This is a genomic window from Streptomyces sp. M41(2017) (assembly GCF_002078175.1).
Taxonomy (GTDB): Bacteria; Actinomycetota; Actinomycetes; order Streptomycetales; family Streptomycetaceae; genus Streptomyces.
In genome coordinates this window covers 1,191,030-1,217,364 of the sequence record NZ_MWFK01000001.1, presented here as the reverse complement: position 1 = coordinate 1,217,364, position 26,335 = coordinate 1,191,030, and the positions used below count along the sequence as shown (strand labels likewise).

The following is a 26,335-nucleotide window of genomic DNA, read 5'->3' as shown; positions in this document are numbered from 1 at the left end:
GTCAGCTCCTTACGAGGGTGGACGCGGCGGGAGCCGGGCGGCGTTCGGCGAGCGGCAGGACGGGCGGGATCGCCTCGGGGGGTTCGCCCAGCAGCACCCTGCGGACGACCCGCTCGGCGGCCCTTCCGTCGTCGAACTGGCAGAACCGCTCGCGGAACCGGGCCCGCAGGGCCGTCGCCTCCGGGTCGGCGTACGAGCCGTCGGTGAAGAGCGCGGCCAGTTCCCCGGGGGTGCGCGCGACCCGGCCCGGCGGCTCCTCCATCACGTCGAAGTAGACGCCCCGCGTCTCCCGGTAGACCTCCCAGTCGTCCGCGTACACGACGACCGGACGGTCCAGGTTGGCGTAGTCGAACATGATCGACGAGTAGTCGGTGATGAGCGCGTCCGCGGCCAGGCAGACGTCCTCGGAGGAGCGGTGCCCGGTGACGTCGATGATCCGCCCCGAGCCGCGCCCGCTGCCCTCGTCGTAGAAGTAGTGGGCCCGCAGCAGGACGACGAACCGGTCCCCGACCGCGTCGCAGAAGGCCTCCAGGTCGAGGCGGGACTCGAAGCCGGTGCTGTGGTCGCGGTGGGTGGGGGCGTACAGCAGGGCCGTCCGCCCCTCGGGCACCCCGAGGCGCTCACGGACCCGGGCCACGTCCTCGGCGGTCGCCGTGCAGTACACGTCGTTGCGGGGATAGCCGTACTCCAGGGCCTCGTAGCCGCCGGGGAAGGCCCGTTCCCACATCTGGGTGGAGTGCCGGTTGGAGGAGAGGTTGTAGTCCCAGCGGTCCACCCGGGACAGCAGCTTGGTGAAGCTGCCGGTCGCCGCGGCCACCACCGGATACGTCGACTGGTCGACGCCCATCTTCTTCAGCGGGGTGCCGTGCTGCGTCTGGACGTGGACGGAGCCGGGCCGTTTGACCACCGCGTCCGCGAAGTTGGCGTTGTTCACCAGGTACTTGGCGCGGGCGAGCACCTCCCAGGACCGCCGGCTGCCGATCACCGCGTGCTCCACGTCCTTCGGGACCGCGTCCACCGCGTCCGGCTCCACCAGGAACACCGAGCGGATGTGCGGGGCGAGTTCACGGGCCTTGGCATGGATCGCGGCCGGGTTGCAGGCGTATCCGCGGCCCCAGTACGCGCAGAACACGGCGAGGTTCTCGTCGAGCGGGCGGCGCAGCTGGGCGGCGTAGAAGGCCCGGGTGCGCAGCATCCTCGGGCGCGGGACCCGCCGGACCGCTCCGGCCGCGGCCCGGTTGGCACCGCGCAGGGCGCGGAACGCGCTGTAGGCGCCCGTCGCGAGCAGCCGGTGCTGCACGCCGAGGCTGCCTCCCGGCACGCGGTAACCGGCCGGACGGTGGCGCCGGTAGAGCCGCCCCGCCCGGCGGAAGAAGGCCCGGCGGCGGCGTGCCGGCACCCGGGTGGGATGCGCGGCCGTCTTCAGGACCAGGGTGAAGAGCTGGCCGAACAGCGCCTTGGACCGGGCGGCGGGCACGGTCTGCTCGGCCACCCGGGCCAGCACCCGCTCGACCTGGTCGAGGAGTTCGAAGTGGTGCTCGCCCGGGGCGTTGAGCCGGCTGCCCTGGCGGCGCAGATGGTGGCGCACGCAGACCGTGCGCAGCACGGCCGTCCGCTCGGCGGCCACCGTCACCAGCCCGCCCCAGCCGGCGTCGGTGAAATGCCCCTCCGGGAAGGTGAGTCCGCGCTCGACGAGGAAGGCGCGACGGTAGGCCGCGCTCCACGCCGGGACGTGCACGCCGAGGACCTCGGGGGCCTTGTCGAGCGGCGGTGTGCTCGGCTCGCCCTCCCACCAGTGCACCCGCTGGTGCCCGAAGTAGAGGACGTCCACACCGGCCGGCAGTGCCGCGTCCAACGCGGTGAGCGCACCCTGGGCCAGCTCGTCGTCACCGTCGAGGAAGAGGACGTAGGCGCCGGTCGCCGCCGCGATCCCGGCGTTGCGGGCCCCGCTCAGGCCGCCCGAGGGCGGCGAGTGGACGGGCGCCACCCGGGGGTCGCGGGCGGCGTACCCGGCGGCGACCGCCGCGGCCGGTGAGTCCGGCTCGTCGCAGACCGGGATCAGCTCGACGTCGCCGAAGGACTGGGTGAGGACCGAGTCCAGCGCGTGGGACAGGCGCCCGGCGACTCCGAAGGTGGGCACGATGACGCTGAAGCGGGGCATTCTGCTCTTTCTCTCAAGGGGCGCCGAACGGGGGTTTCATCGCCCGGGGCGCCCGGTCGGCCGCCACGTGGTCGGCCGGGTGGGCGTGGGCCGCGACGGGCTGGAGGGCACGCGGACTCCGGTTCAGTGCTGTTCGGTCAGGGGGAGGGCACCACCCGGCGCCGGAACGGCCGCGAGCGGCGCGGCGGCGGCGACCTCGGGCGGGGCGGAGGCTCCCGTGCGAGGAGGCGCCTCGACGGCCGAGGGGACCGGGTGCCGCTCCGCGAACGGGATGAAGGGCGGCAGCCCCGCCGTCTCCCCGAGCACCACCCGCCGCACCACCCGTTCCCCGGCGCGCCCGTCGTCGTACGGGCAGAAACGCTCCCGGAACGCGGCCCGCAGCTGCGAGGAGCGCGAGCCCCGCCAGTGGCCGGTCGCGAAGATGTCGATCAGCTCGTCCTCGCTGCGGGCGACCGCGCCGGGCGGGAAGGCGCGCAGGTCGAAGTAGGTGCCGCGGGCCGCCTCGTACGCCTCCCAGTCGTCGGCGTGGACGACGATCGGCCGGTCCAGGCCCGCGTAGTCGAACATCAGGGACGAGTAGTCGGTGACCAGCGCGTCCGAGGCGAGGCACAGCGACTCCACGCTCGGATGGTCCGACACGTCGATGAGCCGGCCGCCCGGGGCGTCGGTGAGCGGCGCTCCGTAGCGGTGGTGGGCGCGGGTGAGGATCACGAACCGCGGCCCGAGCTGCCGCAGCACCCGCTCCAGGTCCAGGGTGCGGCGCTGGCCGCTCCGGTAGTCGCGGTACGTGGGCGCGTACAGCACGGCGACCGCGCCCTCGGGGATGCCGAGCGACGCGCGCAGCCGGGCCACGTCGGCCGAAGTCGCCTGCTGGAACACGTCGTTGCGCGGCATCCCGTACTCCAGCGTGTCGTACGAGGAGGGGAAGGCACGCTCCCAGACCAGCGTGGAGTGGCGGTTGGCCGACAGGCAGTAGTCCCACGTGTCGGCGTCGCGCAGCAGCTCGGCGAAGTCCGTGCCACGGGCGGCGGCCGGTCGGTCCTGGAGGTCGAGGCCCATGTGCTTGAGCGGTGTCCCGTGCTGCGTCTGGATCACGACCTGGCCGGGCCGCTTCACCAGACTCCGGTCGAAGCCGACGTTGTTCACGAGGTACTTGGAGCGGGCGAGCGCCGTCCAGTAGCCGGCGGTCCCGGGGCGCAGCCGGCCGGTGGCGGCGGGGATCGTGTGATGGTGTTCGAGGTCGGCGATCCAGGTGGTGCGGACGTGCGGCGCGTACGTGCGGAACGCCGACTCCAGGGCGCCCGGATTGCAGCCGTGTCCGCGGCCTCCGTGGCTGGAGAACACCGCGCGGTCGGCGCGCAGCGGGAGCCGGAGCTGCACGCGGTAGTGGAGCCGGAGCGCCGCGGTCCGTGCCGAGCGCCGCAGGGCGCCGGCCAGCCGCACGGCTCTCTTCCGGGTCCGTGACAGGAGTGACAGCAGCCGGTAGGTGCGGTGCGTGCCGAACCTGACCAGGGCGTGCCGCAGAGGCAGCCGCAGTCCGGCGGGGGAGCCCGGCACGCGGTAACGCCGGTAGTGGTCGCGGGCCTTGCGCAGGAACTCGGCACGCGCGCCGCGCGGCAGCCGGTCCCGCTTCACGAACACCGTGGAGAAGTGGTCGACCATGCGGCGGAACAGCAGCGGACGCCACCGCTCCAGCTCCGGGTGCGCGGCGACGTGCGCGAACACCCGGTCGTACTGGGCGAAGACGTCGAAGTGCTTGCGGCTGCTGGTGCCGAGGATGCTGCCGTGCCGCCGCTGGCGGTAGTGCACGCACACCCGGTCGAGCGTGGCGATCGACTCGGCGGACATCATCGCCGGATAGGTCCACGGCGTGTCCTCGTAGTACCCGGGCGGGAAGGTGAGGCCCTCGCGCTCGACGAACTCCCGGCGGTACGCCTTGTTCCAGACCACCATCAGCAGCCGGAGCAGGCCCGGCCGTTCGTCGAGCCGGAAGGGTGCCGGGCCCTCCTCGGACAGCTCCGCCGCGAGCTGGTTCCGCCGGACCTCGCCCGACCAGTAGGTGCGGGCGTAGTCGTAGACCAGCACGTCCGGTTCGGCGGTCTCCTTCAGCCGGTCGGCGATCGCGTGCAGTGCGTCCGGGGTGAGGGTGTCGTCGCTGTCCAGGAAGAGCAGGTAGTCGCCGGTGGCGCGTTCGATCCCCGCGTTGCGGGCGCGGCCGAGTCCCACGTTCTCCGGCAGGTGCACCGCGAGGACCCGCGCGTCGCGGGCCGCGAACTCGTCGATGATCGCCCCGCACGCGTCGGGCGAACAGTCGTCCACCGCGATGAGTTCGAGATCCGGATACGACTGTTCGAGCACCGATTCGAGGCACTCGTGCAGGTACGCCTGAACCTTGAACGCGGGGACGATGACACTGAACCGGGGCACGGGACATCCATGGGTCGGCGCGGGCATACCTGCCCGGGAACGGCCGAAGGGGTGACTTGGTTACGCCAGATGTGGCATACGGGGGATGTCCGGTGAACGGCGAGGGGCGGGCCGGTGTCCGGCCCGCCCCTCAAGTGCTCGGCCAACCTGCCTATTTGACCGCGCCGGCCATCACGCCGGACACGAACTGCCGTTGGAACGCGAAGAACACGGCGAGCGGGATCACCATCGAGATGAAGGCGCCGGGCGCCAGCACGTCGATGTTGTTGCCGAACTGGCGTACCTGCGTCTGGAGCGCGACCGTGATCGGCTGGCTGCCCGAGTCGGAGAACACCAGCGCGACCAGCATGTCGTTCCACACCCACAGGAACTGGAAGATCCCCAGCGAGGCGATGGCGGGCCCGCCGAGCGGCATCACGACCCGGGCGAACAGCCGCAGTTCACCCGCGCCGTCCAGCCGGGCCGCCTCCAGCAGCTCCCGGGGTATCTCCGCGAAGAAGTTCCGCAGCAGGAACACCGCGAACGGCAGCCCGTACCCGACGTGGAAGAGGACCACGCCGATGATGGAACCGAAGATGCCGATCTTCCCGAAGAGTTCGGCGATCGGGAGCAGCGCCACCTGCACCGGCACCACCAGCAGGCCGACCACGCCGAGGAACCACCAGTCGCGGCCGGGGAACTCCATCCAGGCGAAGGCGTAGCCCGCCAGCGAGCCGATCACCACCACGAGGAGCGTCGCCGGCACGGTGATCAGCACCGTGTTGAGCAGCGAGTTGGTGATGTCGCTGTTCTCCAGGAGCTTCTGGTAGCTGTCCAGGGTGAGCTGCGAGGGGGTGGTGAAGACCTTCCACCAGCCGGTCGCGCTCATGTCCTCCGGTTTGCGCAGCGAGGAGAGCAGCAGCCCGAGCGTGGGCACCAGCCAGAACAGACCGACCAGGAGCAGGAAGACGCGCAGGACGCCGCCGCTGACGGCGCCCGCGATCCGTGAACCGAGCGACCGCCGGGCCGTCTTCGCCTCGGGTGCCGACGCCGTCTTCGTGAGACTTCCGGCATGGGCCGTCATCGCCGCACCTCCCGCCTGAGCCTGCGGACATTGAAGAGCATCACCGGGATCACCAGCAGCAGCAGGAATACCGCGATGGCGCTCGCGATCCCCGGCTGGCCCTCGGCGAACCCCTTCCGGTACAGCTCCAGGGCCAGCACGTTCGCGTCGTCCTGGGAGGAGCCCGGAGCGATGATGAAGACCAGGTCGAACACCTTCAGCACATTGATCATCAGCGTCACGGCGACCACCGAGAGGACCGGTGCGAGCAGCGGCACCGTGATCCGGCGGAACACCTGCCACTCGTTCGCCCCGTCGACCCGGGCCGCCTCCAGGAGCTCACGCGGCATGCCCGCGAGCCCCGCAGCGATCAGCACCATCGCGAAGCCCGCCCACATCCAGATGTACGAGCCGATGATGGCGGGCGTGACCAGTGACGGGCCGAGCCAGTCCAGGCCGTTGTACGGCTCCTTGAAGTTGTCCGCCGGAAGTCGCAGCAGGGCCCCGTCGGCCTTGTCCGAGAGGGTGAACGTGCCGTCGCCGCCGACCTTCGTCGAGTCGACGACCTTGCCGTCCTTGACCGCCTCGATCCGCATCCCGGAGTAGCCCAGTTCGCTCGGGTCGACCTGGCCGAGCTTCCCCACGCCCTTGCCGCGGGTGAAGTCCTGCCAGGCGGTGCCGGTGACCTTGCCGGGGTCCGTACTCGCCCGCACGGCCTTCTTGGCGCTGTCCGGCATCTGGTCCGGGGCGACGCCCACCAGCGGCAGGGACACGGACTGTCCGGCCCGCACGGCGTCCCGGGTGACGAAGCCGCCCCCGTCGGCCTTCAGGGGCGACTCCCGGCCGAGGTGGGCCTTCGGGAACGCCGACGACGAGGCGAAGGTGTCGTGCACCCCCACCCACACCGCGTTCGCGATGCCCTTCTCCGGGTCCTGGTCGTACACCAGCCGGAAGATGATGCCGGAGGCGAGCATCGAGATCGCCATCGGCATGAAGACGACCAGCTTGAACGCCGTTCCCCAGCTCACCCGTTCGGTGAGCACCGCGAAGATCAGGCCCAGCGCGGTCGCGACCGTCGGGGCGAACACCACCCAGATGATGTTGTTCTTCAGCGCGGTGCGGATGCCGTCGTCGCTGAACAGCGCCTTGTAGTTGTCGATCCCGGCGAAACCGTCGCCCGACTGGTCGTAGAAACTGCGCACGACCGAGTACCCGATCGGGTAGACCACGAGCGCGCCGAGCAGCACCAGGGCGGGCAGCAGGAAGAGCGCTGCCACCGTCCTGCGGGTGCCGGTCACGCTCTTGCGCTTACGGGCCGGGGGCACCGGTGCGGTGCCCCCGGCCGTTGCCGACGTCATCGCCGGATCAGCCCTTGTAGGCCGCTGCGGCGTCGGCTTCGAGCTTCTTCTGGGCGCCCGCGACGTCCTTCGGATTCTTCAGGAAGTCCTGGAGGTCCTTCCACTCGCCCTTGCCGGGCGTACCGCCGAACGACTGCGGGGCCTGGTCGGACATGTCGAAGCGGAAGTCGTCACCGGCCGCGACCAGCGCCTTGGCCATCTTCTGCTGGACCGCGTTGGGGTAGGCGGACAGTGCCACGCTCTTGTTCGGCGACAGATAGCCGCCGAGCTTCGCCTGGATGGTCGCCGCGTCGGGCGACGCCAGGAAGGTGACGAGCGCCTGGGCCGCCTTGGAGTCCTTCAGGACGACCGCGGCGTCGCCACCGCTGACCACCGGCGGCTTGGCACCGACCGCCGGGAAGGGGAACACCTTCGCGTCCGTGCCGATCTTCGCCTTGGTCTCCGCGATGTTCACGGCCACGAAGTCGCCCTCGAAGACCATGCCCGCCTTCGGCTGGTCGCCACCCGTGAACGTCTGCGTCACCGACGCCGGGAACTCCGTCTGGAGCGCCCCGTCCGGGCCGCCCGCGATGAGGTTCTTGTCGCCCCAGATCTGGGCGAGCGTGGTCAGCGCGTCCTTCACGGACGGGTCCGTCCACTTGACCTTGTGCTGGGCGAGCTGGTCGTACTTCTCCGGGCCCGCCTGGGAGAGGTAGATGTTCTCGAACCAGTCGGTGAGCGTCCAGCCGTCCGCGCCGCCCACCGACACGGGGGTGACGCCGGAGTCGTAGACGGTCTGCGCGGTGGTCAGGAAGTCCTTCCAGGTCTTCGGCTCCTTGGCGCCCGCGTTCTCGAAGACCTTCGCGTTGTACCAGACCAGCGACTTGTTGGCGGCCTTGTAGTAGACGCCGTACTGCTTGCCGTCGACCTTGCCGAGGTCCTGCCACCCCTGCGCGTAGTTCTTCGCCAACTGCGCCTGGGCCTCGGGTCCGACGGGCTTGGCCCACTTCTTGTCGACGGCCTGCTTGATGGCGCCGACCTGGGGGAGCATCGCGACGTCCGGCGGAGCGCCACCGGCGATCTTCGAGCCGAGGAAGTTGATGATCGGGTCCTGCGCGGGTACGAACGTGACCTTCGCGCCCGTCCGCTTCTCGAACTCCGCCAGCACCTTCTTGAAGTTGGCCTGCTCGGCGCCGGTCCAGACGGCGGCGACCTCCAGGGTGTCGCCGTCGAGCTTGGGCAGGGTCACGGAGCCGGCGCCACCGCTCGCGGTGGGCTTGCCGCCGTCGGTTCCCTTGTCCTTGCCGTCGTTGTCGCCGCCGCACGCGGTGAGCGTGAGCGCCCCCGCGACGAGCGCGGCAGCGGCGGCCTGCGCGGTCCTGCGTGAGCGGTGCGTGGTGTGATCGGTCGACCTGCGTGTACGAAGAGTGCTGCGCATCAGTGCCCCGTTCTCCGTTCTGCGTTCCTCGTTGAACGTCCGAACAGCTGTCCCGTGCGCTCCGGTCTACGCCTGGTCGCTCGAGGGCGGCAAGAGCGCCGGTACTGTCAAGTGAGCGATCGTGATTGGGTCGTGACGTGGGGCACACCTGCGCGCGGCCCGAACAGACCTCGCGAACAGGGCACTTGAGGACGGGTTCCCGCTCCGGAGGCGTCGCTCAGGATCGGCCCGCGGCCGGACCGATCCCTCGGCTCCCCTACAGCAGCGACGGCACCTCGGCGGCGGAGACGGAACGTGCCGCGCGCTCCAGCGCGCTGGCGAGCAGGGCCAGGTCCGTCGGGCCGTTTCCCAGCTCGCGGACCGGGCGGCGGGCCGGCGGGTCGCCCATCCGATGCCACTCCAGGGGGACGACCGTGGGGCGCAGTGTCGCCGTGCGGGGGATGCGTCCGGTGACCCGGCCGCCCTGGAAGGGCGTCTCCCGCCCGTCCCGGCGCAGCAGACGGCCCCGCCCGGGGGAGGGCTCGTCCGGTCCCGGCGACGGCGTGTCCAGGGCGACGTGCAGCGCGGCGGACCGCGCCAGCTCCGACCCCGCCGTACGGCCGTCCACCGCGGACGCCGCCACGAGGTGCACCCCGAGCCGGTCGCCCTCGCGGGCCACGGCCTCCAGCGCCCGCACGACCGAACCGGCCGCCGGACGTCCCGGGGACCCCAACGGCGGTGACAGCAGGGCGTCCAGGTCGTCGACGACCACGACCAGGCGGGCCAGCGGCGGACCCGGCTCGGTCTGCCGGCGGGCCGCGGCGGGCCGCAGCCGCAGCGTCGAGCTGGACGGCGTGTCGAGGTCGGCGGCGCCGGCCGACGGCCTGGTGCCCGCGGACGGGCCGGGCGCGCGCTGGGCGACCAGCCGGCCGGACACCGCCTGCCCGGTGTGCCACTCGCCGAAGCCGAGCCGGCCGAGCAGCTCCGAACGCCGCTTCAGCTCCGCGCTCAGGGACTGCGCGAACTCCCGCATACGAACGGGGTCGTTGGCCGTCAGATGAGTGGTGACGTGCGGCAGATCGGTGCAGACCTGGAGGCCCTCACCGGCGGCTGTCGTCCCGTGCCCGCCCGTACCGTCCCGGCCCTCCATCAGGACGATGCCGAGCCGGTCGGGCCGCTCGGCGGCGGCGAGGGACGCGGCGACCGAGCGCAGCAGCTCCGTACGGCCGCTGCCCGGCGGGCCTTCGATCAGCAGGTGCGGGCCCTCGACGTGGAGGTCGACGGCGACGGGGCCGCGCGGGCCCGCGCCGAGGACGGCCCGGGCCCGTCCGCCGAGCGCCTCCGTGTCGTCCGCGGCGTCCGCCCAACGCGCCATCAGGGAGGCGGGGGTGGCGCGGGCGAGGCCCAACTCGTCGAGCAGGCGGGCCGCTTGGGGCAGGGGGGCGGACACGCGTGTGTGCCGGTCGCCCTGTGCGCCGTCCGTCCGCAGCGGTGCGAGCGCCCGCGCGAACCGCTCGGCCCAGGCGAGCGACACGGCGTCCACCCCGGCGACGGTGCCGTGACCGACCGGGCCGCGCGCCGGCCGGCCCCCGGTGCCGGGTGAGCCGGGGTGCGACGAGGACGATTCTGCGCCGGACCCGGACTTTCGTCCGGCTCCCGGATGCGGGATGCCCAGGTGCGTCGATCCGTCGTGGCGCGACGAGGCGGCCGACGGCCCGGTGTGCGCGGGGCCGGAACGCGGTGACGGCACCGGCGACCCGGTCCGCTCCGCTCCACCGTCGTGGGACGGGCCGCCGTGCGGTGCCCCGGTCCGGGGAGCCCTGTCGGGGACGGGACCGCCGGTACCGCCCGGCGCCACCCGCAGCAGCCGCAGTGCCGTGGCCACGTCCCCGCTGAGCAGGGCCACCGCTCCGCAGGCACGGAACGCGGGCACGACGGCGCACGCCGCCTCGTACGTCTCCGTCACCGGGGACGCGGGTGACGCGGCCGCCGTCTCGGCGAGACACACCACGTGGATACCGGCCCGCGGGCCCTCGTGCGTGAGGCGCAGGACGGCCTCCCGGACGTCCGCGCCACCGGGGTCGCCGTCCACGACGACCACCGTGTACGGGCCGTCGAAGCCGGCGTCCGGCCCGGAGCCGGTGTCCGGTCCGCTCCCGTCGCGGGCCCAGGAGGGCCGGTGTGCCGCACCGCGCGCGGGGTCGCCGGTGCCAGGTCCGTCGTGGCCGCCGCTGCCGTGCCGCTCCGCGCGCCGGGCGGCCGGGACGGAGCCGTCGTCGCCGCCGGGGCGGGTGCCCCGCCGGCCCGGTCCGCCGTCCGTCTCCGCGAGGTGGTCCTCCAGGCGGCGCAGGAGTTCGTCGGTGCGCGCCGCCGCCTGCTCACGGTCGTACGCGAGGAGGAGACGGCAGTCCTGCCCGTGGGTGGGACGCAGATGGGGGAGCCAGCCGAGCCAGGACCACTCGGCGCTGCGCTCCTGCACGGACCGGGCCCGGTCGGCGCTGATGAGGACGATCTCCAGCGCGTCGGGGGAGTGCAGCGCGGCGAGCTGGGCGACGACCGCGCGGGCCAGCCCCGCCAGCCGGGCCCTCGGTCCCGCGAGGCCCAGGGAACCGACCTCCCGGAGTCCCGTGGTCACCGGCACGGCGGGCAGCGCGCCCGAGCCGCCCGGCGTCGTCCGGTCGGTCGTGCCGAGCCGCACGGTCAGGGCCTCCGGGTGACCGGGGCCGCGCTCCCAGAGCCGGGGGCCCGGCCCCAGGGCGGTGAGCAGCAGAGCCGCCGGGTCGGGCCAGGTCTCGGGCGAGCGGTGCACGGCGGTCGGGAGGTCCCGCACCACGAGCGCTCCGTCGTCGTACGCCTCGGGCACCGCGCCTTCCGGTCCGCCGCGGCTTCCGGTCAGCCGGCGGGCCCAGGCGCCGAGACCGCCGCGCCTGCGCATCCCCGCCGGAACGTCGGTGCCGCGCATCGGTGTGCCCTTGCGGGCGCCCGGGATGCCCGGTCCGGGGCCGAAGGTGTCCTCGGGTTCTCCTCCGGGCCGTTCCCCGGTGGTCCCCGTGTGACCGCCGCTCCCACCGGGGCGTCCCCGCGCCCCCGTGGAGGCCCCGCCGCGCGGGCCGCCTTCGATCCGCGGTGCTCCGCCCTGCTCCGGTACGACGGGCGGCTCCGACCCCCCGTACCGCCCGTACTCCCCGGCTCCGGGGACCCCGTCAGCGGAGGCCCCCCACTCGGAGGTGCCGTAGGCGTGGTGGGTCGCGTCCGCGGGAGGCAGGGAACCTCCCTGGAAGAGGGAGGCGCTGTCCCCGCGCGCGTGGGGGACCGCTCCGTGCGGCTGCCGGTCGTCCGGGGAGGCGCTCGGCGACGGGGCGGACGAGGGGAGCGGTCCGGCGGAGCCGCCGTCCGGGGCGTCGCGGGGGGCGCCCGCCGACACCCGGACATGCCCTTCGCCGTCCGGTGCCGTCGCCAACGCGCCCGGGCCGCCGGGCGGGGCGAGGCGCAGGGCGGACTCGCCGACGCGCAGCAGCGCGCCCTCGGTGAAGCGGACGGGACGCTCGCCCACGCGGGTGCCGTCCAGTGTCGTGCCGTTCGTGGAGCCGGTGTCGGCGACCGAGACCCGGCCGTCCGGAGTGACCGTGACGGCGCAGTGCAGGCGGGAGACGTCCGGGTCGTCCAGGGGGACGTCCGCCCGGGCGGAGCGGCCCACGTGGATCTGGCCGCCGTGCAGCAGATGGACCCCGCCCGCGTCGGGACCGGCGACCACATGGAGCTGGGCCGAGACGTCGTCCAGGTCGGGGCCCGGTTCGGCGGGCGCGCCCAGACAGAGCACGGCGCCGTCGGTCAGGGGCGGCTCACCGAGGGTGCAGCGCTGGGCGTCGAGCCGCTCCGCGCCCGCGTACAGCACGATCTGGCCGCCCCCGGGCTCTCGGCCCCGCTCGCCCTGGCCGGTGCCCCCGCTCCCCCCGACCGCCGAGGCCAGCCCCGACGCGACCGCGGCCAGCGCCGTCCCGGCGGGCGCGGTCACCAGCACATCGCAGGCCGCGGCGCGCCCCCGCGGCTCCGAGGGCGGGCCCAACGGGTCTACGACGGTCAGCCGGATCTGCATCGCCGTCAGGGGTCCCTTCCGCGCAGGTGTCCGCGACGAGGACGAGGCTGTGCTGCGGTCCCCCACCGCAGAAATCCCCCACCGCACACGGGCACGTCGGCCAGTACTGGAGGCATCCTCGCACCTGCCACTGACAACACGCCCGCCCCCCACCCGTAAGTGATCTTGATTGGTCGGCTCTGCCCGTAAAAGTGCCTGACCGGTAGCCGGCGGGTGTCCGCTTGAGATCGGTCACGTCCGGCTTCCGGCAACCAAGCGACCGGACCGAGCGTCTTTCCATCGAACATGCACGGGTAGCCGCACGTATGCGCTTATGCAGACCACAGGCGCGCGGGGGACCTATGGGCAAGCACACGACGAGACCAGCCCGGTGCCCGGGAAGGCGGCACTACAGTGGGTCGGAAACCTGTACCACGGTGACCACGGTGGACGGACCAGGCAAGCAAGCAACAGGGAGCGCATGACGTGCGGCCGGTAGGGAGCAAGTACCTCCTTGAGGAGCCGCTGGGGCGCGGCGCCACAGGCACGGTCTGGCGCGCCAGCCAGCGGGAGACCGCGGGCGCCGAGGCCGCCGTCGCGGGCCAGCCCGGCGAGACCGTGGCGATCAAGGTCCTGAAGGAGGAGCTCGCCAGCGACGCCGACATCGTGATGCGGTTCCTGCGCGAGCGTTCGGTGCTGCTGCGCCTCACCCACCCCAACATCGTGCGCGTACGGGACCTCGTCGTCGAGGGCGACCTGCTCGCGCTCGTCATGGACCTGGTCGACGGACCCGACCTGCACCGCTACCTCCGCGAGAACGGGCCGTTCTCGCCCGTCGCCGCCTCCCTGCTGACGGCCCAGGTCGCCGACGCGCTCGCCGCCAGCCATGCCGACGGCGTCGTGCACCGCGACCTGAAGCCGGCGAACGTCCTCCTCAAGCAGGACGCCGGCGGGATGCACCCGATGCTCACCGACTTCGGCATCGCCCGCCTCGCCGACTCCCCGGGACTGACCCGCACCCACGAGTTCGTCGGCACGCCCGCGTACGTCGCGCCGGAGTCCGCCGAAGGACGCCCGCAGACGTCCGCCGTCGACATCTACGGCGCGGGCATCCTGCTGTACGAGCTGGTCACCGGCCGCCCGCCGTTCTCCGGCGGGTCCGCCCTCGAAGTGCTGCACCAGCACCTCAGCGCCGAACCGCGCCGCCCCTCGACCGTCCCGGACCCGCTGTGGACCGTCATAGAGCGCTGCCTGCGCAAGAACCCGGACGAGCGGCCCAGCGCCGAGAACCTCGCGCGCGGACTGCGGGCCGTCGCCGCGGGCGTCGGCGTGCACGCGACCCCCGCGCAGATCGCCGCGGCCGACGGCGTGGGCGCCCTCCTCGCGCCCGACCCGTCCCCGGCGACCGTCCCGAACATGCCGGGCGCCGCCGACCCCACCCAGGTGCTCCCGCACAACGCGGGCTCCTACGACCCGTACGGCGCCACCAGCGTGCTGCCGCACACCTCCGGCGACGCCGACCCCACCTCCGTCCTGCCGACCCGCGGCGCGGCCGATCCGACCGCGGTCCTGCCGCCCGTGCCCCCGAACCAGCCGGGCGGCGGCCAGGGAGAGGACCCGCACCCCTGGCAGAACCAGCTCCGCGCGGCCCGCGACCGCAACGACCAGACGCAGGTCCAGTACCTCGACCCGAACGAGGACCCGCTGCGCCGCCGTCCCCAGCGGCAGGTGGCCCGGCCGCAGCAGCAGCCCCAGCAACCCCAGCAGCAGCGACCGCAGCGCGGCCGGCAGCAGCAGCAGCAGCAGGGTTACGGCTACCCGCAGCAGCAGGACCCGCAGCAGTACGCGCCGCGTCACCAGCAGCAGCAGCAGCAGCGCTACGCCCCGGCTCCCCAGCAGCAGCCCCGGCCGCAGCGTTACGCCGAGCCGCAGCAGCCCGCGCCGCGTCCCGCGCGTGAACCCCGTCAGCGCAGCGCCAACCCCATGAAGATCCCGGGGCTCGGCTGCCTGAAGGGCTGTCTGTTCACCCTCGTCATCCTCTTCGTGGCCGGCTGGCTGGTGTGGGAGTTCAGCCCCCTCCAGGACTGGATCGGCAGCACGAAGGGCTACTGGGCGCAGCTCAGCGACTGGTTCGACACGGTCAGCGGGTGGGTCGGCGACCTCGGCGGAAGCGGCTCCTCGGGCAACTGACCCTGTGGATTTGTCGATATCTGACGGGTGATTTCCGCCTCGGGAGTGAAGGTTGGCTCCTCGGACGCGTACTTTTAGCGACAACACGCGTCTGTAGGAGCAGTCTTGGCACGCAAGATCGGCAGCCGGTACACCGCGAACCAGATCCTGGGGCGGGGGAGCGCCGGCACGGTGTGGCTGGGCGAGGGACCCGAGGGTCCCGTCGCCATCAAGCTGCTGCGCGAGGACCTCGCGTCCGACCAGGAGCTCGTGGGGCGCTTCGTGCAGGAGCGCACCGCCCTGCTCGGTCTCGACCACCCCCACGTGGTGGCGGTCCGTGACCTGGTCGTCGACGGCAACGACCTCGCCCTCGTCATGGACCTCGTCCGCGGCACCGATCTGCGCACCCGGCTCGACCGGGAGCGCAGGCTCGCCCCCGAGTCGGCCGTCGCGATCGTCGCCGACGTCGCCGACGGGCTGGCCGCCGCGCACGCCGCCGGTGTCGTCCACCGTGACGTGAAGCCCGAGAACGTCCTGCTCGACATGCAGGGTCCGCTCGGCCCGGGCGGATCCCACCCCGCCCTCCTCACCGACTTCGGTGTGGCCAAGCTCATCGACTCCCCGCGCCGCACCCGGGCCACGAAGATCATCGGCACCCCGGACTACCTGGCCCCGGAGATCATCGAGGGACTGCCGCCGCGCGCCGCCGTCGACATCTACGCCCTGGCCACCGTGCTCTACGAGCTGCTCGCCGGGTTCACGCCCTTCGGCGGCGGCCATCCCGGCGCCGTCCTGCGCCGCCACGTCACGGAGACCGTCGTCCCGCTCCCCGGCATCCCGGACGAGCTGTGGCAGCTCATCGTGCAGTGCCTCGCCAAGGCGCCCGCCTCCCGGCTGCGCGCCTCCGAGCTGGGAGCCCGGCTCCGGGAGCAGCTGCCGCTGCTGGCCGGGATGCCGCCGCTGGACGTGGACTCGCCGGACGCGGAGGGCGAGGAGGCCGACGAGGAGCGCCAGGAGAACGACGAGAGCGCGGAACCGGCGGAGCCCGCCGCGGAGCGGGTGCGGCGCGGAGCCGTGCCGCTGGTTCCGGGGGCCGCGCCCGACTCGAACCGCGACACCCACACCTCGATGCGGGTGCCGGCGCCCGACGAACTGGCCGGCGGCGCCCGCGGCACCGCCCGGGCACCCCGGGCCGCCGGTGCCCCCCGGCCCGGGTCCGCACGGCACCGTGCCTCCGCCCGGCGGCGGCGGATCACCCTGGGGGCCGCGGCGGTCGCGCTCGTCGCCGCGGTGGGGGTCGGCACCTGGCTCGCCACCTCAGGCGACGACGCCGGAGCGAACCCCCAGGACACCAAGAACTCGGCCCCGTCGTCCCCGTGACCCCGGGGTGGGGCCCCGGTGCGAGGCCCCTGGCCGGAGCCTTTCACCCCCTCCGCCCCCACCCGTCCCGTCCCTGAGGGCTGCGCCCCCGGACCCCCGCCGCGGCCTGGACGGCCTCGTCCTCGATCGCCGGACGGGCCGACCCCCGGGGGACGAGGGCGGTCCCGGTTGTCGTAGCCGTTACGCTGGAGGCGTGGCAGTCGTCGATGTATCCGAAGAGCTCAAGTCCCTCTCCTCGACCATGGAGTCGATCGAGGCCGTCCTGGACCTCGACAAGCTGAGGGCAGATGTCGCCGTGCTCGAGGAGCAGGCGGCCGCGCCGTCCCTGTGGGACGACCCCGACGAGGCGCAGAAGATCACCAGCAAGCTGAGCCACCTCCAGGCGGAGGTCAGGAAGGCCGAGGCGCTCCGCGGACGCATCGACGATCTGAGTGTGCTCTTCGAGATGGCCGAGGAGGAGGACGACCCGGACACCCGCGCCGAGGCCGAGACCGAGCTCACGGCCGTCAAGAAGGCGCTGGACGAGATGGAGGTCCGCACCCTCCTGTCCGGCGAGTACGACTCCCGTGAGGCCGTCGTCACCATCCGCGCCGAGGCCGGCGGCGTCGACGCCTCCGACTTCGCCGAGAAGCTCCAGCGCATGTACCTGCGCTGGGCGGAGCGCCACGGCTACAAGACGGAGCTGTACGAGACCTCGTACGCGGAAGAGGCGGGCATCAAGTCCACCACCTTCGCCGTCCACGTCCCGTACGCCTACGGCACCCTCTCCGTGGAGCAGGGCACGCACCGTCTCGTGCGCATCTCCCCCTTCGACAACCAGGGGCGTCGCCAGACCTCGTTCGCCGGTGTCGAGATCCTGCCCGTCGTCGAGCAGACCGACCACATCGAGATCGACGAGTCGGAACTGCGCATCGACGTGTACCGCTCGTCCGGTCCGGGCGGCCAGGGCGTCAACACCACGGACTCCGCGGTGCGCCTGACCCACCTGCCCACCGGCATCGTCGTCTCCTGCCAGAACGAGCGGTCGCAGATCCAGAACAAGGCCTCGGCCATGAACGTTCTGCAGGCCAAGCTGCTGGAGCGGCGCCGTCAGGAGGAGCAGGCCAGGATGGACGCCCTCAAGGGCGACGGCGGCAACTCCTGGGGCAACCAGATGCGTTCGTACGTCCTGCACCCGTACCAGATGGTCAAGGACCTGCGCACCGAGTTCGAAGTCGGCAACCCCGAGGCCGTGTTCGGTGGCGAGATCGACGGCTTCCTGGAGGCCGGAATTCGCTGGCGCAAGCAGCAGGAGAAATAACCCGCGCGAACGGCCGCGCCGGGGACGGGAATTCTTGACCCGCTGCGGCGGCCGCTTTGTCGACAAGGCAACTGCCGTCCACCGGACGGCAGTTGCCTTTGTTGTGGGGGTTGTCTGGGTTTTACGTCACAGTCACATGTCCTCACGACAGGCAAATGACGCCGTTCCGGACATCGCGTACGCAACGACCTTGACGTTGCTGTGAAAACTGGGAAGGGTGACGCGTGGCATGCGTATCTCTGGGGCGCATGTGAACCGGGAGGCCGAGAGAGGCCACCTGTGACGCCGTGGCCCCGGGCGCTGCTCCACTGACGATCAGCTACTGGGGGTAGCAGGCAGATGACCAAGAAGACGCGGATCCGCGTGGCGCGGATAGCCGCCGGTGCGGTGATTGCCGCCGGTGCTTCGCTCACCGCTGCGGGTGCCGCTTCGGCGCTCGACCTGAATGTCGGCATCGGCGCGACCACCGCCGACGACCCGACGCCCACTCCGACCGAGACGGTCATTCCCACCGAGGAGCCGACGGAACCGACCGAGGAGCCCACGGAGCCCACCGAGGAGCCGACCGAGCCCACGGAGGAGCCCACGGAGCCCACCGAGGAGCCGACCGAGCCCACGGAGGAGCCGACTCAACCGACGGACGAGCCGAGCGACCCGACCTCGACTCCGACCCAGGGCGGCGGCTCGGGCACCGGCGGCAACGACGCCGACCCCAACGGCGGCTCCTCCGCCCAGGACGAGGGCTCCTCCGCCCTCACCGACACCGGCTCGGACACCGCCCCGCAGGGCAAGAACGACGGCGAGCTCGCCGAGACCGGTGCGGGTCAGACGACCTTCCTGCTGATCGGCGCCGCCACGATGATCGCCGGCGGCATCGGCTTCCGGATGCTCCCGCGTCTCGCGGGCGGCCGCGGCACCACCGCAGCCTGACGCACACGCGCACCACGAAGGGCCCGGAGCAGCTCGCTCCGGGCCCTTCGTCATGTCAGGGGCAGGTCATCACCCTCGGGCCGTGATCGGCCGCGAGAGGCTCAGACCGTCTGGTGGGCCACCAGGGCCAGCGCGGCGACCAGCACCGCGAGCAGGGCGATCAGCGCCATCGGGTTCATGCCCGCGAAGGGGCTCTCCTGCTGGAGCCGCTCACGGTTCGCGCGGCAGACGCGGCAGCGGCCCTCGCTGACAGGCCCCGCACAGTTAGCGCACACCAATCGGTCGTACGTCATGCGCCGGCCCTCCTTGCGCTGTCTTCCGCGCCGCACCGACTCCTGCGGGCGCGTCGCTCTCTTAACGCTGCGGGGAACGCAACCGTTCCCCTTCCACTGTGCCAGGTTCCGCGGATTTCGGCGCGGCTCGCCTTATCCTGCCCCGCCGAGAAGTCCGCCAGCCGCTCCGATCCAGGAAAGATCCGGGGAGATCAAGGGAGAATCGGGCCTCAGATCCGTGACAAAACGCGCAAGCGGCGCGCAACCCCGTACGCCGACTGCGCTCGCACACCCGGTTCGCGTATGGTCACGCACACCTACCCCCGGCGACCCGTGGTGCATCCGTGATCCGATTCGACAACGTCTCCAAGGTCTACCCCAAGCAGACCCGCCCCGCCCTCAGGGATGTCTCCCTGGAGGTCGAGCGCGGAGAATTCGTGTTCCTCGTGGGCTCCTCCGGCTCCGGAAAGTCCACCTTCCTGCGGCTGATCCTCCGCGAGGAGCGGTGCAGCCACGGTCAGGTGCACGTCCTGGGCAAGGACCTCGCGCGCATCTCCAACTGGAAGGTGCCGCAGATGCGCCGCCAGCTGGGGACCGTGTTCCAGGACTTCCGCCTCCTGCCCAACAAGACGGTCGCCGAGAACGTGGCCTTCGCCCAGGAGGTCATCGGCAAGTCCCGCGGCGAGATCCGCAAGTCCGTCCCCCAGGTGCTCGACCTCGTCGGCCTGGGCGGCAAGGAGGACCGGATGCCCGGCGAGCTGTCCGGTGGTGAGCAGCAGCGTGTGGCCATCGCGAGAGCCTTCGTGAACCGGCCCAAGCTCCTCATCGCGGACGAGCCGACCGGAAACCTCGACCCGCAGACCTCCGTCGGCATCATGAAGCTGCTCGACCGGATCAACCGGACGGGCACCACCGTGGTGATGGCGACCCACGACCAGAACATCGTGGACCAGATGCGCAAGCGCGTCATCGAGCTGGAGCAGGGCCGACTCGTCCGCGACCAGGCACGCGGCGTCTACGGCTACCAGCACTGATCATCGACCACGGAAAGGTCTGAGGAAGACGCCATGCGCGCGCAGTTCGTTCTGTCGGAGATCGGTGTCGGTCTCCGCCGCAACCTGACCATGACCTTCGCGGTCGTCGTCTCGGTCGCCCTCTCGCTCGCCCTGTTCGGCGGGTCGCTCCTGATGAGCGACCAGGTGAACACCATGAAGGGCTACTGGTACGACAAGGTCAACGTCTCGATCTTCCTCTGCAACAAGAGCGACGCCGAGTCCGACCCCAACTGCGCCAAAGGCGCGGTGACCGCCGACCAGAAGAAGCAGATCCTCGCCGACCTGGACAAGATGACCGTCGTCCAGAAGGTCGCGTACGAGTCCTCGGACCAGGCGTACAAGCACTACAAGGAGCAGTTCGGCGACTCCCCGCTGGCCAGCAGCCTCACGCCGGACCAGATGCAGGAGTCGTACCGGATCAAGCTGAAGGACCCGGAGAAGTACCAGGTCATCGCGACCGCCTTCGACGGCCGGGACGGCGTGCAGTCCGTGCAGGACCAGAAGGGCATCCTGGACAACCTCTTCGGGCTCCTCAACGGCATGAACTGGGCCGCGCGCGCGGTGATGGCGATGATGCTCGTCGTCGCGCTGATGCTGATCGTCAACACGGTCCGCGTCTCGGCGTTCAGCCGGCGCCGCGAGACCGGCATCATGCGCCTCGTCGGGGCCTCCGGCTTCTACATCCAGGCGCCGTTCATCATGGAGGCCGCGGTCGCCGGACTCATCGGCGGCGGTGTCGCCTGCGGGTTCCTGCTGATCGCCCGGTACTTCATCATCGACCACGGACTCGCCCTGTCCGAGAAGCTGAACCTGATCAACTTCATCGGCTGGGACGCGGTGTTGACCAAGTTGCCGCTCATCCTCGCGACGAGCCTCCTGATGCCGGCGCTGGCCGCGTTCTTCGCGTTGCGCAAGTACCTGAAGGTGTGACACATGCCAAGAGGGCCGTACCGTCAACCGGCGGTGCGGCCCTTCGCGTTGTCCTAGACTCACCGGCATGTCAGGCCGTGACCCGTTCTGCGAACCCCGCCGCGTGTGCCGCGGGGCGGCCCTGACGTTGGTGTTCGCGAGCGTCCTCGCCGCCGGAGCCGCGACCGGATCCTTCACCGGCGACGCGCCCAAGGCCGCGGCGGACGCGCCCCGTCCGACCCGGGCCCGCCACCAGGAGACCGTCACCCGGGCCGCCGCCGAGGCGATGGCGGACGGCAAGTCCCCCATGGAGGCCGCCGAACGCGCCGTCAGCCGCAGCGGCGACCGCTGGGGCGCGGTCTACTCGCAGGGCGAGTACGAGGAGTTCGAGGAAGCGCTCGACGGCCGGTACACCGGCGTCGGCCTCTGGGCCCGCCGTGAGCGGGACGGACGGATCGAGGTCACCCGGGTCGCCTCCGGCTCGCCCGCCGCCGCGGCCGGCATCCACGAGGGCGACCTGCTGCGCTCCGTCGACGGCACCCGGGTGGACGGCCGGCCCGTCACCGAGGTCGTCGCCTTACTGCGCGGCGAGGCGGACGACGCCGACGCCGGCACCCAGGTCTCCCTCGGCCTGGAGCGCGGCTCGCGCAACTGGAGCCGCACCCTGCGCCGGGCCACGCTCTCCACGGACTCCGTGACCGTCGGCCGGCTCCCCGACGACGCCACCGTGATCAAGGTCGCCGCCTTCACCAAGGGAGTGGGCCACGCCGTACGGACCGCCGTCGACCGGGCTCCCCGGGGCGGCGGGATCGTCCTCGACCTGCGCGGCAACTCCGGAGGCCTGGTCACCGAGGCCGTCACCGCCGCCTCCGCCTTCCTCGACGGCGGCCTCGTCGCCACGTACGACGTGAACGGCGCCCAGCGCGCCCTGCACGCCGACTCCGGCGGCGACACCGCCCGGCCCCTCGTCACCCTCGTCGACGGCGGCACGATGAGCGCCGCCGAGCTGCTCACCGGAGCCCTCCAGGACCGCGGGCGCGCCGTCGTGGTCGGGTCCAGGACCTTCGGGAAGGGCTCGGTCCAGATGCCGAGCCGGCTGCCCGACGGCTCCGTCGCCGAGCTGACCGTCGGGCACTACCGCACCCCGGCGGGCCGCTCCGTCGACGGCCGGGGCATCACGCCCGACCTGGAGGCGGACAAGAAGCCCCTGGAGCGGGCCGAGACCGTTCTGAGCGGTCTGGGCGACCCTTCGTGACGCGCCGGGCCCCCTCCCGGTAATCGGCTTTCCCCCGAGGCCCCCGGTAGTGCGAAAATGGCCAGCACTATGAGCAAGGGAATGTACGTACCGAAGGAGTCCCAGCCCAAGCAGGGAGGCCAGGCCTCCGGCAAGGCCAAGGACGGCAAGCGCAAGATCGTCGCGCAGAACAAGAAGGCACGGCACGACTACGCGATCGTCGACACCTACGAGGCCGGGCTCGTCCTGACCGGCACCGAGGTGAAGTCGCTGCGGCAGGGGCGGGCCTCGCTGACGGACGGCTTCGTCCAGATCGACGGGAACGAGGCGTGGCTGCACAACGCCCACATCCCCGAGTACAGCCAGGGCACCTGGACCAACCACACCGTCCGCCGCAAGCGGAAGCTCCTCCTGCACCGCGAGGAGATCGACAAGCTGGAGGCGAAGACCCAGGAGACGGGTCACACCATCGTTCCGCTCGCCCTGTACTTCAAGGACGGCCGGGCGAAGGCGGAGATCGCGCTCGCCCGCGGCAAGAAGGAGTACGACAAGCGGCAGACCCTGCGGGAGAAGCAGGACCGGCGCGAGTCGGACCGCGCGATCGCGGCGGCCAAGCGCAAGCAGCGTGGCCAGTGAGAGCGGCCCCGGCGGAATAGGCTGGCACCGTCGTACGTTGGTCACGTACGATGGCAACGCACCCCACCGTGGGTGTGGGTTCCTCTTCGGAGGGCCGGGCGTCACAGGCTGGTCGGTTAAGGCGGCCACCGCAGACGCATTGATAAATCAACATGGGGATGATCGGTTTCGACAGCGGCTGTTGAAGCAGGGGAAGCGTGTCGAGGAAGCGGCAATGATCTCGTTAACCATATGTCGCAAAAAATAATCGCCAATTCCAAGAGCGATTCCCAGTCCTTCGCCCTCGCTGCCTAATAAGCAGTGAGTGAAGGACCCTTAATGGGTGTCAGCCCGGGAGTGTTCCCGACCCGGATCCTGGCATAATCTAGGGGACTAAACCATCGAGCCCGGTCACGGGGTTCGCTGGGAAATCAAACAGTGACTGAGCCCGTCGGCGACTTGTTCGCGTGATCGCCGGGGCTGAGAAAATCACAGCGAACTGCACACGGAGAAGCCCTGATTTTGCACCGTTGGACGCGGGTTCGATTCCCGCCATCTCCACTCATCCCATGTGGGCCCGGGCCCCGTCGCTTTCGAGCGGCGGGGCCCGAGTCATGTCGCGTCCGCGTTCCGCGGTCGCCGGCACCGGCGAGCGTTTCGGATACGGCGAGTTCCCCGTGTCCGACATGGACCACCCGGTCGAGACGGACTGGCCACGCGGGCGCTCGTCGTCGCGCGCCGCTTCAGGGGCTCGGCGTCCGCACCCCCGTACTTCCCCTCTCCACCAGCCGAGGCGCCAACAAGGTCGCCTCCGCGACCGGTGTGCCCGCCAGTTTCCGCATCAGCAGCTCGACCGCCTGCGCGCCCACCTCCGCCGACGGGATGGCGATGGACGTGACCGGGACGGGGAGGTTCTCGGCGAGTTCGTCCGGGCAGATCGCCGTGACCGACAGATCGGCCGGCACCCGCAGGCCGAGGTGGGCGAAGGCGTCGATCAACGGTTCCAGCACGGGCTCGTTGTGGACGACCACGCCCGTCAGACCCGGCTGCTCCCGCAGGAGTTGCTCGGCCGTCCGGCGTGCCGCGGCGGGGGAGGCCTCGCAGGGGTGGACGGACGACACCAGGCCGGCCCGGTCGGCGGCGGCCGTGAACCCCTCCACGACCCGTTGCGCGAACGCCGTGCCCCGCACGTACACCTCGGGCGGCGAGCCGACCAGGGCGACGACCCGGTGCCCGAGCTCCGCGAGGCGGTCCACGCAGAGTTCGCCGGCCGCCCTGAAGTCCAGGTCGATGCAGGTCAGGCCCTCGGCCGCGGCCGGGAAACCGATCAGCACCGACGGCCGGTCCAGCGCCCGCAGCAACGACAGCCGGGGATCGTGCAGTTGGACGTCCATCACGATCAGCGCGTCCACCAGCGCCGTGTCCGCGACCCGGCGCAGCCCCTCCTCCCCCTCCTCCTGCGTGAGCAGCAGCACGTCGTGGTCGTGCCGCCGCGCCTCCGTCACCACCGACACCGCGAACTGCATCACGACCGGCACATGGATGCCCGCCCGCAGCGGCACGACCAGCGCCAGGACGTTCGAGCGGCTGCTCGCGAGGGCCCGGGCGCCCGCGTGCGGCCGGTAGCCGAGGTGGCGGATGCTCTCCTCGACGCGGCGCCGGGTCTCCTCGGAGATCGGCCGTTTGCCGCTGAGCGCGTAGGAGACCGTGCTGGGGGAGACCCCGGCGTGCCGGGCCACATCGGTGATCTTGACCATCAGGCGGACTCCACCTCCAGGGACAGGAAGCCCGTGCCCGCGCCGGCCCGCACCTCGCGCCCGTCCACCGCCAGTCCCCAGGGGGCCGCCGGATCCGAACAGGACGCGCGCAGGGTGTTCCCCTCGCGGACGACGGTGAAGGTCACCCCGCCGACCGGAACGGTCACCCGCATGCCCCGCTCCGGCCGGTACACGTGCAGGGTGACCCCGTCCGCGTGGTCGTAGTCCGGCCGGTCCTCCACCGACCCCACCGGGATCACCGCACCCGGCCGGACGAGCAGCGGAACGCTGGTGAAGTCGTGCCGCTCGCGGACCCAGCGCGGTCCGGTCACCGTCCGGCCGGTGAGGAGGTGCGTCCAGACGCCCTCGGGGACGTAGTAGGTGACCTCGCCCTCGTCGCTGAAGACCGGGGCGACCAGCAGGTCGGAGCCGAGCATGTACTGCCGCTCCAGATGCGCGCACCCCGGATCGTCCGGGAACTCCAGGACCATCGCCCGCATCATCGGCACCCCCTCAGTGTGGGCGGTGCGGGCGGCGCCGTACAGATACGGCATGAGGCGGAGCTTGAGCCGGGTGAACAGCCGCAGCACGTCCACGGCCTCCTCGTCGAAGAGCCACGGCACCCGGTACGACGACGATCCGTGCAGACGGCTGTGCGAGGACAGCAGTCCGAACGCGATCCACCGCTTGAACAGCGCGGGCGACGGCGTCCCCTCGAATCCGCCGATGTCGTGGCTCCAGAACCCGAACCCCGACATGCCGAGGCTGAGCCCACCGCGCAGGGACTCGGCCATCGACGCGTATGTGGCCTCGCAGTCGCCGCCCCAGTGCACCGGGAACTGCTGGCTCCCCGCGGTCGCCGACCGGGCGAAGACCACGGCCTCGTGCTCCCCCCGGTGCTTGCGGAGCACGTCGAACACGGTCCGGTTGTAGAGGTACGTGTAGTAGTTGTGCATCCGCTCCGGGTCGGCGCCGTCGGCGTACGCCACGTCGACCGGGACCCGTTCGCCGAAGTCGGTCTTGAAGCAGTCCACGCCCTGGGCGAGCAGCGCCTCCAGTTTCGAGGCGTACCACGCGCGGGCGCCCGCGCTGGTGAAGTCGACCAGGGCCATGCCCGGCTGCCACAGGTCCCACTGCCAGACGCTCCCGTCGGGCCTGCGGAGCAGGTGCCCGAGTTCGCGGCCCTCCGCGAACAGCGGTGAGCGCTGGGCGATGTAGGGGTTGATCCAGACGCTGATCCGCAGCCCCTTGTCCTTCAGCCGCGCCAGCATCGCCTCCGGGTCCGGGAACACCCGCGGGTCCCAGCGGAAGTCGCACCAGTTGAACTCGCGCATCCAGAAGCAGTCGAAGTGGAAGACCGAGAGCGGCAGTTCACGGTCGCGCATGCCGTCGATGAAGGAGGTGACGGTCGCCTCGTCGTAGGAGGTGGTGAACGACGTCGAGAGCCACAGCCCGAACGACCAGGGCGGCGGGAGCGCCGGCCGGCCGGTCAGCTCCGTGTACCGGCGCAGGATGTCCTTCGGCGTCGGGCCGTGGATGACGTAGTACGTCAACTGCTGCGTCTCCGCGCTGAACTGGACCCGGGAGACCGCCTCGGAGCCGACCTCGAAGGAGACCCGGCCCGGGTGGTCCACGAACACGCCGTAGCCCGCGTCCGTCAGATAGAACGGCACGTTCTTGTAGGCCTGTTCGGTGGCCGTGCCGCCGTCCGCGTTCCACATGTCCACGACCTGGCCGTTCTTGGCCAGGGGACCGAATCGTTCGCCGAGGCCGAAGACCTGGGTGCCGACCCCGAGGTTCAGCTGCTCGCGCAGATAGTGGGCGCCGTCCGCGTCCCGCATGATGCCCATGCCCTTGGGGCCGCTGCTGGTGAGCGTGCGGCCGTTCGCGCGGAAGTCGACGTGCCAGGGAGCCGTGCGGTCCACCCGGACGGACAGCGCGCCCGCGGTGAGTGTCGCGTGCGTGTCGTCGTACTCCACCAGCGGTTCGAACTCGCCCGTCCGCACCTCGAAATGAGGCCCCCGCGACCGCTCGCCCTGGAAGTGGGTGAACGTGACGCCGATGACGTCGGGCATCGGCGCGTGCGCGCTGATCGTCACGACCGGTCCCTTCAGCAGGTCCCCCCGGTGCCGGATGGGCTGCGTGGGTGCGTGGATCTCCAGGCCGTCCGGACCCGCGGTCACGTCGAGGACCTCGACCGGGTGAGCGGCGGTGACACCGTCGCGCAGCAGCCAGTAGCCGTCCGTGAACTTCAC

17 protein-coding genes and 1 other RNA gene are annotated in these 26,335 nt (G+C 71.9%); 9 read left to right on the top strand and 9 right to left on the bottom strand.

Annotated elements, in window-relative coordinates; all coding sequences use genetic code 11:
* Position 1: 1 nt before the first annotated feature.
* From B0675_RS05370 to B0675_RS05345, 6 genes are all read right to left on the bottom strand, one after another.
* Complete coding sequence (locus B0675_RS05370; protein ID WP_081217605.1) at positions 2-2,161, bottom strand: bifunctional glycosyltransferase/CDP-glycerol:glycerophosphate glycerophosphotransferase; 2,160 nt, start codon at positions 2,159-2,161, stop codon at positions 2-4.
* Positions 2,162-2,284: 123 nt separating this feature from the next.
* Entirely contained in the window at positions 2,285-4,588 is a 2,304-nt protein-coding gene (locus tag B0675_RS05365) for a bifunctional glycosyltransferase family 2 protein/CDP-glycerol:glycerophosphate glycerophosphotransferase (RefSeq protein ID WP_081217604.1), read from the bottom strand.
* Positions 4,589-4,739: 151 nt separating this feature from the next.
* Positions 4,740-5,651, bottom strand: coding sequence for a carbohydrate ABC transporter permease (locus B0675_RS05360; protein WP_081217603.1), 912 nt, complete (start codon positions 5,649-5,651; stop codon positions 4,740-4,742).
* A complete protein-coding gene (locus B0675_RS05355) occupies positions 5,648-6,988 on the bottom strand; it encodes a sugar ABC transporter permease (protein ID WP_081217602.1) in 1,341 nt (446 codons plus the stop codon). Before B0675_RS05355 ends, B0675_RS05360 begins: the two co-directional genes overlap by 4 nt.
* Before the next feature lie 7 nt (positions 6,989-6,995).
* Complete coding sequence (locus tag B0675_RS05350; RefSeq protein ID WP_081217601.1) at positions 6,996-8,405, bottom strand: ABC transporter substrate-binding protein; 1,410 nt, start codon at positions 8,403-8,405, stop codon at positions 6,996-6,998.
* Between the two features lie 256 nt (positions 8,406-8,661).
* Positions 8,662-12,480, bottom strand: a complete 3,819-nt coding sequence (locus B0675_RS05345) for an FHA domain-containing protein (RefSeq protein ID WP_081217600.1) — start codon at positions 12,478-12,480, stop codon at positions 8,662-8,664.
* Between the two features lie 465 nt (positions 12,481-12,945).
* On the opposite strand from B0675_RS05345, the gene B0675_RS05340 reads away from it, so the two are divergent.
* From B0675_RS05340 to B0675_RS05325, 4 genes are all read left to right on the top strand, one after another.
* A complete protein-coding gene (locus tag B0675_RS05340; RefSeq protein ID WP_081217599.1) occupies positions 12,946-14,649 on the top strand; it encodes a serine/threonine-protein kinase in 1,704 nt (567 codons plus the stop codon).
* 105 nt (positions 14,650-14,754) lie between these two features.
* Entirely contained in the window at positions 14,755-16,008 is a 1,254-nt protein-coding gene (locus B0675_RS05335) for a serine/threonine-protein kinase (RefSeq protein WP_081217597.1), read from the top strand.
* Positions 16,009-16,201: 193 nt separating this feature from the next.
* On the top strand, positions 16,202-17,308 hold the full coding sequence (gene prfB / locus B0675_RS05330; protein WP_081217594.1) for a peptide chain release factor 2: 1,107 nt from the start codon (positions 16,202-16,204) through the stop codon (positions 17,306-17,308).
* Between the two features lie 339 nt (positions 17,309-17,647).
* Positions 17,648-18,238 (top strand): hypothetical protein, encoded by a 591-nt coding sequence (locus B0675_RS05325; protein WP_081217592.1) that lies wholly within the window; start codon positions 17,648-17,650, stop codon positions 18,236-18,238.
* A 101-nt stretch (positions 18,239-18,339) separates the two neighbouring features.
* On the opposite strand, the gene B0675_RS05320 is transcribed toward B0675_RS05325, so the two are convergent.
* Positions 18,340-18,531: a hypothetical protein gene (locus B0675_RS05320; protein WP_081217590.1), complete on the bottom strand. Its 192-nt coding sequence runs from the start codon at positions 18,529-18,531 to the stop codon at positions 18,340-18,342.
* Between the two features lie 323 nt (positions 18,532-18,854).
* Here B0675_RS05320 and ftsE point away from each other — a divergent pair, with 323 nt between their 5' ends.
* From ftsE to ssrA, 5 genes are all read left to right on the top strand, one after another.
* Positions 18,855-19,544 carry a cell division ATP-binding protein FtsE gene (ftsE, locus tag B0675_RS05315; protein ID WP_081217588.1) on the top strand — a complete coding sequence of 230 codons (690 nt, stop codon included), beginning with the start codon at positions 18,855-18,857 and terminating at the stop codon, positions 19,542-19,544.
* A 33-nt stretch (positions 19,545-19,577) separates the two neighbouring features.
* Positions 19,578-20,495 (top strand): permease-like cell division protein FtsX, encoded by a 918-nt coding sequence (gene ftsX / locus B0675_RS05310; RefSeq protein ID WP_081217586.1) that lies wholly within the window; start codon positions 19,578-19,580, stop codon positions 20,493-20,495.
* Between the two features lie 67 nt (positions 20,496-20,562).
* Complete coding sequence (locus B0675_RS05305; RefSeq protein WP_081217583.1) at positions 20,563-21,729, top strand: S41 family peptidase; 1,167 nt, start codon at positions 20,563-20,565, stop codon at positions 21,727-21,729.
* Positions 21,730-21,798: 69 nt separating this feature from the next.
* Positions 21,799-22,344, top strand: a complete 546-nt coding sequence (smpB, locus tag B0675_RS05300; RefSeq protein ID WP_081217580.1) for an SsrA-binding protein SmpB — start codon at positions 21,799-21,801, stop codon at positions 22,342-22,344.
* A gap of 154 nt (positions 22,345-22,498) precedes the next feature.
* Positions 22,499-22,887: a transfer-messenger RNA gene (gene ssrA, locus B0675_RS05295) on the top strand.
* 179 nt (positions 22,888-23,066) lie between these two features.
* Here ssrA and B0675_RS05290 read toward each other — a convergent pair.
* Positions 23,067-24,080, bottom strand: a complete 1,014-nt coding sequence (locus B0675_RS05290) for a LacI family DNA-binding transcriptional regulator (RefSeq protein WP_179165250.1) — start codon at positions 24,078-24,080, stop codon at positions 23,067-23,069.
* Positions 24,080-26,335 (bottom strand): alpha-xylosidase, encoded by a 2,256-nt coding sequence (yicI, locus tag B0675_RS05285; RefSeq protein WP_081217579.1) that lies wholly within the window; start codon positions 26,333-26,335, stop codon positions 24,080-24,082. Before yicI ends, B0675_RS05290 begins: the two co-directional genes overlap by 1 nt.

Coding starts and splice junctions, on each gene's coding strand:
- B0675_RS05370 (WP_081217605.1), bottom strand. CDS start 2,161: ATGCCCCGCTTCAGCGTCATCGTGCCCACCTTCGGAGTCGCCGGGCGC.
- B0675_RS05360 (WP_081217603.1), bottom strand. CDS start 5,651: ATGACGGCCCATGCCGGAAGTCTCACGAAGACGGCGTCGGCACCCGAG.
- B0675_RS05355 (WP_081217602.1), bottom strand. CDS start 6,988: ATGACGTCGGCAACGGCCGGGGGCACCGCACCGGTGCCCCCGGCCCGT.
- B0675_RS05350 (WP_081217601.1), bottom strand. CDS start 8,405: ATGCGCAGCACTCTTCGTACACGCAGGTCGACCGATCACACCACGCAC.
- B0675_RS05345 (WP_081217600.1), bottom strand. CDS start 12,480: ATGCAGATCCGGCTGACCGTCGTAGACCCGTTGGGCCCGCCCTCGGAG.
- B0675_RS05325 (WP_081217592.1), top strand. CDS start 17,648: ATGACCAAGAAGACGCGGATCCGCGTGGCGCGGATAGCCGCCGGTGCG.
- B0675_RS05320 (WP_081217590.1), bottom strand. CDS start 18,531: ATGACGTACGACCGATTGGTGTGCGCTAACTGTGCGGGGCCTGTCAGC.
- ftsX (WP_081217586.1), top strand. CDS start 19,578: ATGCGCGCGCAGTTCGTTCTGTCGGAGATCGGTGTCGGTCTCCGCCGC.
- B0675_RS05305 (WP_081217583.1), top strand. CDS start 20,563: ATGTCAGGCCGTGACCCGTTCTGCGAACCCCGCCGCGTGTGCCGCGGG.
- smpB (WP_081217580.1), top strand. CDS start 21,799: ATGAGCAAGGGAATGTACGTACCGAAGGAGTCCCAGCCCAAGCAGGGA.
- B0675_RS05290 (WP_179165250.1), bottom strand. CDS start 24,080: ATGGTCAAGATCACCGATGTGGCCCGGCACGCCGGGGTCTCCCCCAGC.